This window comes from Vampirovibrio chlorellavorus, assembly GCF_003149375.1.
GTDB classification, from domain to species: domain Bacteria; phylum Cyanobacteriota; class Vampirovibrionia; order Vampirovibrionales; family Vampirovibrionaceae; genus Vampirovibrio; species Vampirovibrio chlorellavorus_B.
Genome location: NZ_QFWH01000010.1, coordinates 25,524 through 37,368, shown reverse-complemented (window position 1 = coordinate 37,368; position 11,845 = coordinate 25,524). Strand labels below are relative to the sequence as shown.

The following is an 11,845-nucleotide window of genomic DNA, read 5'->3' as shown; positions in this document are numbered from 1 at the left end:
GTGTCGTTTGCCCATGTCCTCCAGACCGTGCATTGTTCTGCCGGGGGGATTCTGCTTCAATTGAGAATGAACCAGCGTTCTGGTTGTTGTGGTTCGTATCGCCTGAATTTTCCGGAAATGAGGTCCCAGAAATGAGTTTGTCCCCCTCCGATGCTGTTGAGCCTGTCTTGCCCCATGATTGGCGACAGTGGGTGGCTAAAAACCTGCTGCAAGGCATTCCCCCGGAGGAAGTGGTGCAGGTACTCGCCCAAAATGGCTTTTCTCAGGCGCTGGCACAGGCGGAAGTTGCGCTGGCCCTGAATCACCCCTATCTCCAGGGGGCGCAATCCCTGGCCCTGAAATTAAAAAAGCGGGATTGGGTGCTGCAGTGCCAGACCATTCTGACGGAGCAATCCCCCTATTACGGCGGGGTGGAGCGCCGGGAACGACTGTCTCGGGATGAATTTTACGAGGCCTACTACTACCGCAACCGCCCGGTGGTGATTACCGGCATGCTGAATCAGTGGCCCGCCATGAGTCGCTGGACGCCCGAGTATCTGAAGGCCGAATATGGCCATCTGGAAGTGGAAGTCCAGTGCGGACGCTCCAAAGACCCCAACTACGAGATTAACAGCAACCAGTACAAAAAACGCATGCCCTTTGGGGAGTACATCGATTGGGTGGAGAGTGGGCTGGAAACCAACAACTACTACATGACCGCCAACAACTCCGGGCATAACGCCACGGTACTAAAAGGTTTGTGGAACGATGTGCCGGTGATTACGGAGTACCTGAAAGACGATCCGGCCAACCCGGGCTTTTTCTGGTATGGCCCCAAGGGCATTATCACCCCCTTGCACCACGATTTGACCAACAACTTCATGGCCCAGGTCAAAGGGCACAAGCTGGTGCGCATGATTCCGCCTAGCCGCCTGCCGGAGGTTTACAACCACCTGCATTGCTATTCGGAAGTGGATTTGGGCAACCCGGATTATGAACGCTTCCCGCTGTTTGCCGGTATTCGCACCATTGATGTGATGCTGGCCCCCGGGGAAATCCTGTTTTTGCCAGTGGGCTACTGGCATTATGTGGCCGGGGTGGATATTTCTATCACCATGACCTACACCAACTTCATCCCCTTCAACAACTTTGGGGCCATCTACTCGACCTACGACTACTTTGACTAGGGTTTTGCAAGGCCCCATCGGTTCGTCAGGCCTGCTAGCCCGGTGGCTGGACGGGGCCTGCCCATTGTCTCTCCAGCGGTTGCCCAGGGGTGCCAGCCTTTATTTAAAGATTGAGGCGATTAAAGATTTAGGCGCGACCGGGATTTCCTGCTACTATGAGATTGGTAGATAGCTTGGTCTGGTGTTTTTAATCACCTTTTCTTCTCAAGGCGGTCCATGAACTTGAAAAACAGCCTTCTAAAAGCGCTTTTGGTGAATTTTCTTTTGCTCACGCAGCTGGGGGCAGCCGTTTTGACGGCTGGCGCCACCAACGTGCATAATCAGGCCCCGCACCGGGGGGCTTTGAGTCAGGCCGCTGGCTGGGAGGATGATTTTTCCAAGGGCTTTTTACTGCCCCGCCAGCGTTCCTACAAAAGTTTGAACCAGATCTATCAGTTTGAGCGGTCTCCCCTGGGGAATCGCATTCCGGTCCTGCTGGTGCCCGGTCGGGCGGAAGAGTTTCAGCACAACTCCTGGTGGCGGGCCATTCGTCAGGTGGCTCGTAAGGATTTGGCCTTTAACCGTTACTTCAAGCTGTACGTGTTTCTGTACAACTCCAAGGAAGAGCTGGATGTACAGGCCGAAGGGCTGGTAAAGCAACTGAAAACCCGCTTTGGGGACTTGCCCCCGTCGCAGCCCTTTATGCTGGTGACCTACAGCCTGGGCGGGGTGATCGCCCGGGAAGTGGCCAAAGACCCGGCGCTATTGAGCAAGATTGACACCATTATCGCCATTGCCGTTCCCTTTCATGGTTCCCCTATGTTCGATCCGGACTGGTTTAGCGAGTACCTGAACCCGCCTACCCGCTCTCCCCTGCGCCGCTTCTGGGATCGCACCCTGTACCGGGGGTATATGTTCAGTAAAAGCAACCTGACGCGAGGGCTGAACTGGGATAACTTTGACAGCTCCCGTCCGCAGTTTGATGCGGAAGAAAGCCATACGCTGGCGGGCGATCAGGTGACCGTCAGGACCAAGACCTATGAAGAGTATCCCAACGCGGATCTCATCCGAAAAAAGACCATTGTTTACGCCAGTTACCTGCAAAACGCCTACACCGATCCGGATCTCATCAACCCGAAAAGCGCCTTGAAAAAGTCCTTGACCCTGCCCCGTACGGCGGTGGATGCCGTACTGCCCTTTTATGGCTTTACCGTACACGGGGTACTGACCTATATGGGCCTGCAACTGGCCAATGTGCCCGCTTACACCCCGGAAGATCCACAGGGCAAGAATACCCTGCTCTACCGCTATAACGACGGGGCCATTCCCGTCAGCAGTATGCTGTTCCTGAAACCCAGCCCCAAGCCCTACAACGAGGACATCTGGGGGCTGATCAACATGGCCACGGTGCGCAACGTGCGGATTTTTCCCGGGCTGGATCACTTACACATCGGGGAGTACAGCATTGAGAAAAAGCGCCTGATTACCGCCGATCTGGTGCATCCGGAAGAGGGCAAGCGCTCCCCTCACCACTGGATTCTCTACGATCTGTTTCGGCGCATGCGGGAACTGAAGCTGCAAGAGTAGCGCTGCCGGTCGCTTTTCCGTGTTCTGGCTAAGGCGGGCTTTTGGCTAACGCGGTGGTGTTTCGAACGGGATGATACGATGATACTAAGATGGAGAGCGTCGGCCTTTCACACTGAACGGAGAACCCTGTAGATGACGGTGCCCACCCCGGTGCAAACCCTGGATTTAAGAACCACCAAGTGCCCGCTGAACTTTGTAAAAACGCGACTGGCGCTGGAAAAGCTCTCTCCGGGAGAGGTGCTGGAGGTGTGGATTCTGGCGGATAGTCAATCCTCGCTGAATATTCCCAACAGCATTCGTCAGGAAGGGCACACCATCTTGCGAGAGGACGCTTTGGCGGACGGCTTGCAGAAGCTGTGGATTCAGAAAGTCCAGTAACACCTTCATCCGGGAGCGGGGTGGCTTTGGGCGTGGGATGATGGCGGAGACCTGCTTGCCATGACTGGCCTGAATGTCATCACTTGCCTGCTTGCCATCACTGCCCGAGGCAGGGATCAGGGCGCTTCCCCCACAATCTCGTAGCCCAGCTCGGCCAGTCTGGTTTTACAGGCCGCTACCCAGCTTTGGTAGCCGCAGCCCTTGACCAGCAGGGCCATGGGGCTGGCCGGGTAATCCCGGCAAAAACCGGGACGATCCTCGTAAATCTGGCATCGCCGGTCCGGGCCAAGGTTTCGGCAATGGTAGAAGACCACTTGTTGGGCCTGCAAGGTGGTCTTGGTTTTTTGCTGTGTCACCATGGCCAGCACCCGGTCAATATGGGAGGGATCTTCCGGGTAAAAGTCCCGGGCCGCCTGATGGCTGGCATGGGGAACAAACACGCTGAGAAAGTCCCGGCTGGTTTCATCGCCCTGGGCTGCCTTGCTGAAGAGTTCCCACACCGGCACGCTGGGCACGGCCACCGAGCAGCAGGCCGCTTTCAGGTTACAGCCAGCGGGTTTGGCTACGCCGAGAATGCTCTCCCAGCTGGGTGGTGTCATGCTGCCCTCAATCTCCGTTTGACTGGCCGATTTGGTTAACTGGGTTTTATCCGGCAGCGATCCGGCTGTGATCCGGTGGCCAACTACGCTGCACGGGTGCAGAGTCAGTATACCTTGCCGCAGGCGGCCCGGCGTCCTCCGCATTCAGGAGGTGGTGGAAAGATTCCATTCCGGGCCTCTCTAGGAGGCCATTTCCCACTGTCGGGGCAGGCTGTCCTGACTGAAATCCTTGAAGTTGCTCAGTTGCACGAACTGGGCCAGCAGTTCGGGGTGGAAACTTTTATCGCCTTCCGACAACATGATTTTAATGGCCTTGCTGCTGGGAATGGATTCCTTATAGGGGCGCTTGGAGGTCAGGGCGTCATACACATCGGCGATTTTCACCAGATGCGAGTAGGGATGAATCTCATCACCCTTTAGCCCCAGCGGATACCCGCCCCCGCCGTACATTTCCTGATGTTGCAGGGCGGGCAGGGCAATAGGCTCCGGCAAGCGCAGCACTTCTTTAATGACCTTGTAGCCCAGACCGGGGTGCAGTTGCATGACTTCAAACTCTTTTTCGCTGAGGCGTCCGGTTTTAAACATAATATTCCGGGGGATCATCAGCTTGCCCAAATCATGCAAAATGGCGGCCAGGGCAATCTCCCTGACTTCCGCCTTGCCGAATCCGGCCCGGATGGCCAGGGCGATGCTCAGGGCCGTCACATCCAGAATGTGGGAGTAGGTGTACTCGTCCCGCACCCGCACCTGACTGAGGTACTGAATCTGATCCACCTGGGAGGTGACCTCGGCTATCAGCTTGTCCCGGGCCACTTCGCACAGGGCGATATCGGGGGTGGCCCCCTTTTGCAGGCGCTGCCAGAAGTACCCAATGGACCCCAGAAAGGCCTGGGTCATGTCCTCACTCAACAAAGGCTCACTCGTGTTTTCCTGTTGGGCGTCCTGAGCTTCCGCCGGGGTTAAGCCCGTCGCGAATTGAAAGATATGTCCCTCGTGGTTGAAATGATCCAAACCCGGAAGGTCGGGCCATTCAGGGGCTGTGGCCCTTGGGAGATCCTGACTGTCCCGGTAGACGCCGACGTGTTTGAGATGTCCCCGCAAGTCATCCGTCAGGATGGTTCCAGCGGGATATAACCGCTCACCGGTCATAGTGTACAGGTTAAATTCCAGCGTGTTTACGCCAGCCAGTTCATTCAATGGAACTTTTACGAACAATTAGAAACCCTCTATCCGTTTATTGGCCTGGATGCTTGACCTTAAACACTGTGTGGAAAACGGATGCCAACCGGTGATTTTTTTTGACTATGAATGATTTCGGCAGGCCCACGGAAAAGTTGAGGGTTGGCTTTATAAAATTTAATTTTTGGTGGCGCTCACATAAACGGATTTTGGTGCATCCACTGTCCAGCCTGGGTAACACAGCTATACACCACATACACCATGGGTAAATCGGCCCCGGTGGCATGTAGCATCACGGCAGAGGCCAGTGTTCCGCTCTTCTCGTAGGTGTAGGCAAACAAAATACCGCCCAGCATGACGGCCACCGTCAGCCAGAGGGCCCAAAACGGGGTGCAGTAAGCCTGTAAGACCACCCAGTGCCAGGCTCCAAAAAAGAAGGAGGAAATCAGGTTGGCCTTGAGTGGGGTGGTGTAGTCTTTTAGCTCCTGATAGATGATGCCCCGCCAGAACATCTCTTCAAAAAAAGGATTGAGCAGTACAATGCACAGGGCCAGCAGCCAGAATTCGGTGTTGATGAACAGGTGGGTGGTTTGCATACGCTGATAGAACCACTCCCAGTCCATGTTAAAGCTGTTGGTCTGCCAGAAAACACCCAGAATAATCAGGTTCACCCCGATAGCGCCACTGAAAATCCAGCGGCGTTTGAAACGAAACGGCCAAAGGGGCGGTAAGGGCTTGTTGCGTATTAATAAAATGGGCAAACCGCAACCCAGAACTTCGTACATCAGGATGGTCAGCCGGTAATCCTTCAGAATATGCAATCCCAGCCACACCCAAAACCAGGGGGCCAGCATGGCCAGCGATAAAAACACCAGACGCAGGGGCTGGCCTTTGGCCGTCCAGTCGATGGGGCCTAGTTTTAGTTGGACCGGCTGGCGGTCAGACTCTCTTTCCATTGGCGCACGATGCTTTCCCGTTGGTCCAGCGGACAGTGGTAATCACACGCCTGGCTTACGACCGTAACGGCGTCGGTATTGAGGTTCACTTCTTTTCCGGTCTTGTCAAACAGGCACACCCCGGCGGTATTTTTCAAGGCGCCGGGCACATCGGCGGTGGGGTTAAAAAAGTTGCCGCAACTGCCGCAGGTCACAATGGTCAGCCCTCGGCCAATCAGTTTGGCATGCAGCTCGTAGAAGGCCTGATCCAGAATGCGGTAGGATTCCGTGGAAAAGGCGCTGTTTTTGTACTCCAACGTCAGGCGATACTGCTCCTGTCCTTCATCGTTGAAGGTGGTCAGGGTTTTCAATCGGCATTGAATCTGGTTGCGACCGTTGGAGAGGGGCACCGATTTTACGGTTTCCCGATTCTGGCGAGGAGGGGGTAACTCGGGCGTCCCCTCGGTCTCGGGTTCCGGGCGAGGTTCGGTGGCTCGGGACTTAACCAGTGACAGGGGTTTGGAAGCCTTGGGGGACAGGGGCAAGTCTACGCTGTCGTATTTCAGGGCGCTTTCCGGGCCCTGTTTCTTCAGTAGCCCTTCAATCAGGGCTTGTCCGTGACTTTCATCGTACAAGTCCGGCAGATGGTCCAGATCCTCGTTAAAGCGGGTGTGGCGAACTTTGCGGTAGCTGCTGCCCGCCGTCGGCATATCGGAGAACTGCCGTTTGAGCAGGTTGTAGCAGGACAGGGGGGAGAACAAGGCTCCCAGCGCGTAAGCCAGCGGGGTGAAAATGATCATGGTGGCGTAATCGGCGGCCTTGCTGCGGGCCACCACCAGTCCCATGACGTTCAGAACCAGGGTCAGGGCCGCGATAACACCCCAGAACAGGGGCTCTCCGGGGATAGGAATCAGGGTGAACTGATCCAGCAGGCCCAGGGTCAACACCATCAGGAAGGGCATAAAGTAGGGTGGGCTGACTGCGGCCAGCAGGTTTTCCACATGGTTCAGGTCAAAGCGCAGCAAGGTGCGGGTCAGCAGGGCCGGGCCGTAGGTGGTAATCAGGGAAAGCCGGTTGAACCAGGCCCCGGCGCAGCGGGTGAAGTACTCCTGGGCGTCCACCTGAGAGTCGGTGTAAACCACCACGTTGGGAGCCCAGGTGACTTTAAAGTTCTGCAAATTCAGGCGAATGGTATATTCCAGATTGTCGGTGTCCGTTCCCCGGCGGTAGGGAATCATCTCCAGCACTTCCTGCTTGATGGCCCAGCCGCTATCCAGCAACCGGCAGCTCATGCCCAAATGATACCGTCCGGCGTTGCCGATGCGGTTGAACACCCGGTTGGTCAGGCCAGATACTTGGGCCAATAGGGTTTCCGGGGGATTTTTCAGGGCGACGTAACCCTGTATGGCGAAGCTGTCCACGCCACGGGCGGCCACATTCTGGAAAAAGTCGCTTTTGACAATATCGGTGGGCTTGAGAAAGACGAACATGCCGTTGCCACCGGCTGCCAGACAGCGTTCAATCAGCCAGCCCAAGGCGTTTTCGTAACCGGGCTGGGCATCCGGATGCCGCCAGACTTTGACGTTGGGCCTTAAGGACTGGGGAATGAGTTCTTGCGCGGTGTCCTGCGAGGTAACCAGATGCACGGCCACCTTGCTGGCCGGATATTCCTGCTGATGAATGGCGTTGAGCAATTGCAACAGGGCCGGGTGATCGTTGGGATTCAGGAAGGGCACCAGCACCGACAGGTGAAAATCCTGACCCGGCTTGTAAAGGCGCTTCATCAGGTCGTGTTTGCGCCCTTGCTCGGCGGCCAGAATAACGATGAGTTGGCGAATGAGGAAATAAACCGTCAAAAATTCCGTTAAAAAAACCAGGGAGGAGGCCAGTACTGTGATTGAATTCATAAGGGTGCGGTTCGCTTCCGGTTCAATGGTCTCACTCAATGTATTCTACCCGAAAATCACCGTGCTTTTAAAGCGGCCTGCGCCGCCCGGGCTAGTTCCGCTTCAGGTTGCAGTTTCAAAAAGCGCTCAAAACAAGGCTGGGCTTGCTCGGGGGTTCCTTCTTGCTGGTAGGCCAGCCCCAGCAGAAACCAGGCCTCGGCATTGTCCGGGTTGTCCCGGGTGCGCGTGATTAGTTGGCTTTTGACCGCCGGTAATTGTCCGGCCCTGCGATAGGTGTCAATCAGGTTGCGGTAGTAAAGGGCAAAGGGCGGCTGGAGCCGGATGGCTCGCTGAAAGGAGGCGTAGGCGTTGGGGTAGTTCTGGGTCAGGCGATAGGCCATTCCCAGGTTGTTATAGAGGGAGGCGGCCATACTGGCATAGGGGTTCAGGCGAATGGCCGCCTTGAATTCCTCGATGGCCTCGTCATACTGCTGGCGCTCCATCAGCAGTTGCCCGTTGCGGGCGTGGGCAATGGCGTTGTCCTTTAAATCGTAAGCCATTCCCTTGGTGGGCGGCAGCAACAGGCAGGCCAGTAGCAGCCCGGCGACTACCGACAGTCGTTGCTGGGCAGGGTGGCGCTGAAAATGATGCTGGTTGGGGAATGACGGCAACATGGGGGTTCAGTCTGCGGGGTTGTGGCTGAGGTCCCCTATGGTATCGGCAACCCGGACTGGAACTTAAACGTTCTGAGCCCGTACCCCGGAGAAACCGCATCTTTACGAGATCCTCTCTCTATTTTACCCTTTCCCATTTTGCCCTGTCCCATGTTGCCCCCGTCCCATTTTATAACGTGGCGGAGGCCAGGGTGTCGGCGGGCAGGGTTTGTTGCATATAAATCCGCATTTCCGTGGAAATGGGCTGGCATTCCTGCGGACAATAATGCACGCTGTCCCAGCGCAAGGTGAGGTGCCGGGCCAACTGGGCCAGAATAGCGCTCTCTTGCTGGATGAAGCGCAGGGTCTCAGGATAGCGGGCGGCATCCGGGTTTCGCAAAAGGTCTCGTAGGCTGCCCTCATAACTCAGTAGGGCTTTTCCGGGCTGAGCGCTGGTTTTTGTCTCTTCCAGTAATTGCCCGTGCTGGTTGTATCGGGCGGTCACCTGACTACCGGCGTGGAGTTGCCCCAGATGGTTGGCCAACAGGGCACGGACCTGCAAATGGGCCATGTCCTCGGTAGGACGACCTTCAAAGCGCAGCGTTCCGGCTTGTCGTATGCTCTGGGCCATGGCCTGAGCTTTCAGTTGTAAGGCCGTCAACTGGTCGGATAATGTCTGGCTGGGTATTTGTCGGGCCATTTGCCCATACAGGGCTGCTGCATACTCAAAAGCCTCCAGCCCGGATTGCTGGCTGGTTTCGGCCAGGGTTAAGGGGGATTGCAGCACTCGAAGGCGTATGGTGTTGCCATCCAAAGATTGATTGGCCCACTGGGTGGGTTTTAACAGGCTTTCCAGACTGCTTTCCGAAGTGGGGGAGGTGGCTTGTTTGCTCTGTTCGCTTGCCAGTGGCTTTTCATCGGTGGCCTGGGCCGAGGGAATGAACTCCGGCGGGTGCAGGGGGCCATCGTAGAAAAAGAAAGTCAAAGCCAGCACCATGCCCGAAAATCCTGCGGCGGTAAACAGCGCTTTACAGTGTAGTTTTAGCCGTGAACGCATGCAACACCCTCTTGATTCAGGGGCTAGAAGACCCGGATACCACCCAGATTTCCGATTTCAAGGGGCCTGGAGGCCGCCCGTTTATAACAACTCATCTAGGTATCGACGGACTGGATCAAAACCCAAGGGTGGCGATCGGTTATTTTATTAAATGTTTACACAAGCCTGAAAAATCCCCTGCCAAGTCGTTATGAAAACAGCCTCAGCAGGAGAAAATCTTCAACAGCGGAAAAGATGCCGCTGGCGCGTAGTTGCTATGGGGAAACGGCCGGGCTTGCGCTGCCAGTGGCCTGTGTTTTTTGCTTCAGGGCCACGGTGGCTTTGACCAGACCCTTGAACAGGGGGTGCGGGTTGTCCGGCCGGGACTTGAATTCCGGGTGGAACTGGCAAGCCACAAACCAGGGGTGGTTGGGCAGCTCGATGATTTCCATCAGGCTGCGATCGGGGGAGGTGCCGGAGAAAATCAGGCCCGCCTGGGTCAGAATGTCGATGTATTCATTGTTAATTTCGTAGCGGTGGCGGTGACGCTCCATGACCACATCGGTGCCGTAGGCTTCGGCCGCCTTGGTGTTTTTCAGCAGATGGCAGGGGTACTGCCCCAAGCGCATGGTGCCGCCCTTGTCCGCCAGATTTTTCTGATCTTCCATCAGGGCCACCACTGGCTGATCGCCCTTGGGCTCAAATTCGGCGCTGCTGGCTCGGGTCAGTTGGGCCACGTTGCGGGCGTATTCAATGACGGAGACCTGCATACCCAGACACAGTCCCAGAAAGGGGATGTTGTGGGTGCGGGCGTATTTCACGGCGTTGATTTTGCCTTCGATACCCCGGTTGCCAAAACCGCCGGGCACCACAATGGCATCCACCCCGGACAACAGAGCCGCCGAAGTCTCATCATCCACGCAGTCTTCCGTGTTAATCCAGCGGATTTCCACAGAAGCGCCTTCGCTATAACCGGCATGCTTCAGGGCTTCAATGACCGAGAGATAAGCGTCGCTGAGGCCGGTGTACTTGCCAGCCAACGCTATTTTCAGGTTCGTGACAGGCTGCTTGACCTGCTGCACCATGGCCTCCCAGGAGGTCAGGTTGGGTTCCGGCAGGGTCAAATTCAAACGTTCCAGGACCTGAGTGGCCAGGCCCTCTTTTTCCAGTACCAAAGGCACTTCGTACAGAATGGGCATGTCAATGGACTCAATGACCGCTTCCGGGGCCACGTTGGTGAACTGGGCCAGCTTCAGGCGTTCGCCCTTGCCCAGTGGGCGCTCGGTGCGGCACACCAGAATATCCGGCTGGATGCCGATGCTGCGCAAGGTGTTCACGCTGTGCTGGGAGGGCTTGGTTTTTACTTCACCGGATGCTTTCAGGTACGGCACCAGGGTGACGTGGATGAAGCAGGTGTTTTTAAAGCCCACGTCGTAGCGGAACTGGCGGATGGCCTCCAGAAAGGGCAGGCCCTCAATGTCGCCCACGGTGCCGCCCACCTCGATAATCAGGAAGTCCGGGGACAGTTGGTGGGTGGCTTCCATGATACGGTTTTTGATTTCATCGGTAATGTGCGGAATGGTCTGCACGGTGGCACCCAAATAGTCGCCCCGGCGCTCCTTGGCGATGACATCCTGATAAATGCGCCCGGCGGTGACGTTGTTCAGGCGGGTCAGGTTGGTGTCAATAAAGCGCTCGTAGTGGCCCAAATCCAAGTCAGTTTCCGCGCCGTCATCGGTCACAAACACTTCCCCGTGCTGGAAGGGGCTCATGGTGCCGGGGTCCACGTTGATGTAAGGATCAAACTTCTGGATGGAGACCTTGGCCCCACGGGCACGCAGCAAACGGCCCAGGGAGGCGGCCACGATGCCTTTACCCAGAGAGCTGACCACACCACCGGTGACGAAAATGTACTTGGTAGAACCCATAATGACGAGGACCTCGTTTGTTTAACTGGCTTGGCTGATGAGGGGAATCGGAAAAGTGTGCGACTAACCGGCGGAATCGCCCAGAATTTTGGGAACCCGGAAGAATCCGTCTTCTTCGTGGGGGGCGTTGGCCATGAGTTCTTCCCGGCTGAACTCCCGCACGGCCTGATCTGCCCGGAAGACCGTGGGCGTGGAGGCGTCCATGCCCAGTTCAATCTGGGACAAATCCACCTGATTCAGCTCTTCCACCAGGGTGAGAATTTTACCCAGATCCTGGGTGTAGCGCTCGCTTTCTTCCGGGGTCAGTTCCAAGCGGGCCAGTTTGGCAACGTGCTGCACGGTTTCCTGGGAAATGGTCATGGTGAATGTCCTTTGATTCTGATTGAGGCGGGAGGCTGGGCGCACAGAAATCGCTACCCAAAAAACCATTCTATTCTAGCGGGAACAGACGATTTTTCCAAAGCGGCCATTTGCAAGCCGGTTTTTGGGGAGCGGGGATCGGGTCAGGTGAGGGCAACG

Annotated in this window: 11 protein-coding genes; 3 read left to right on the top strand and 8 right to left on the bottom strand. The window is 56.4% G+C overall.

Annotation, left to right across the window (positions count from 1 at the left end; translation table 11 throughout):
• Nucleotides 1–131 precede the first annotated feature (131 nt).
• The 3 genes from DF283_RS12115 (at nucleotide 132) to DF283_RS12105 (ending at nucleotide 3,110) form a co-directional block, all read left to right on the top strand.
• Nucleotides 132–1,166 carry a cupin-like domain-containing protein gene (locus tag DF283_RS12115; protein WP_303675141.1) on the top strand — a complete coding sequence of 345 codons (1,035 nt, stop codon included), beginning with the start codon at nucleotides 132–134 and terminating at the stop codon, nucleotides 1,164–1,166.
• Between the two features lie 216 nt (nucleotides 1,167–1,382).
• Nucleotides 1,383–2,732 carry an esterase/lipase family protein gene (locus tag DF283_RS12110; RefSeq protein WP_303675140.1) on the top strand — a complete coding sequence of 450 codons (1,350 nt, stop codon included), beginning with the start codon at nucleotides 1,383–1,385 and terminating at the stop codon, nucleotides 2,730–2,732.
• A gap of 132 nt (nucleotides 2,733–2,864) precedes the next feature.
• Nucleotides 2,865–3,110, top strand: coding sequence for a sulfurtransferase TusA family protein (locus tag DF283_RS12105; protein WP_303675139.1), 246 nt, complete (start codon nucleotides 2,865–2,867; stop codon nucleotides 3,108–3,110).
• Between the two features lie 116 nt (nucleotides 3,111–3,226).
• On the opposite strand, the gene DF283_RS12100 is transcribed toward DF283_RS12105, so the two are convergent.
• The 8 genes from DF283_RS12100 to gatC form a co-directional block, all read right to left on the bottom strand.
• Nucleotides 3,227–3,709 (bottom strand): YkgJ family cysteine cluster protein, encoded by a 483-nt coding sequence (locus DF283_RS12100; protein ID WP_303675138.1) that lies wholly within the window; start codon nucleotides 3,707–3,709, stop codon nucleotides 3,227–3,229.
• A gap of 180 nt (nucleotides 3,710–3,889) precedes the next feature.
• A complete protein-coding gene (locus tag DF283_RS12095; protein WP_303675137.1) occupies nucleotides 3,890–4,924 on the bottom strand; it encodes an HD-GYP domain-containing protein in 1,035 nt (344 codons plus the stop codon).
• A gap of 158 nt (nucleotides 4,925–5,082) precedes the next feature.
• Nucleotides 5,083–5,844: a CPBP family intramembrane glutamic endopeptidase gene (locus DF283_RS12090; RefSeq protein WP_303675136.1), complete on the bottom strand. Its 762-nt coding sequence runs from the start codon at nucleotides 5,842–5,844 to the stop codon at nucleotides 5,083–5,085.
• Complete coding sequence (locus tag DF283_RS12085; RefSeq protein ID WP_303675135.1) at nucleotides 5,808–7,730, bottom strand: glycosyltransferase family 2 protein; 1,923 nt, start codon at nucleotides 7,728–7,730, stop codon at nucleotides 5,808–5,810. Before DF283_RS12085 ends, DF283_RS12090 begins: the two co-directional genes overlap by 37 nt.
• 56 nt (nucleotides 7,731–7,786) lie before the next feature.
• Complete coding sequence (locus DF283_RS12080; protein WP_303675134.1) at nucleotides 7,787–8,383, bottom strand: tetratricopeptide repeat protein; 597 nt, start codon at nucleotides 8,381–8,383, stop codon at nucleotides 7,787–7,789.
• A gap of 169 nt (nucleotides 8,384–8,552) precedes the next feature.
• Nucleotides 8,553–9,419 carry a hypothetical protein gene (locus DF283_RS12075; RefSeq protein ID WP_303675133.1) on the bottom strand — a complete coding sequence of 289 codons (867 nt, stop codon included), beginning with the start codon at nucleotides 9,417–9,419 and terminating at the stop codon, nucleotides 8,553–8,555.
• A 254-nt stretch (nucleotides 9,420–9,673) separates the two neighbouring features.
• Entirely contained in the window at nucleotides 9,674–11,326 is a 1,653-nt protein-coding gene (locus tag DF283_RS12070; protein WP_303675132.1) for a CTP synthase, read from the bottom strand.
• A gap of 63 nt (nucleotides 11,327–11,389) precedes the next feature.
• Nucleotides 11,390–11,686 carry an Asp-tRNA(Asn)/Glu-tRNA(Gln) amidotransferase subunit GatC gene (gene gatC, locus DF283_RS12065; RefSeq protein WP_303675131.1) on the bottom strand — a complete coding sequence of 99 codons (297 nt, stop codon included), beginning with the start codon at nucleotides 11,684–11,686 and terminating at the stop codon, nucleotides 11,390–11,392.
• Between the last annotated feature and the right edge of the window lie 159 nt (nucleotides 11,687–11,845).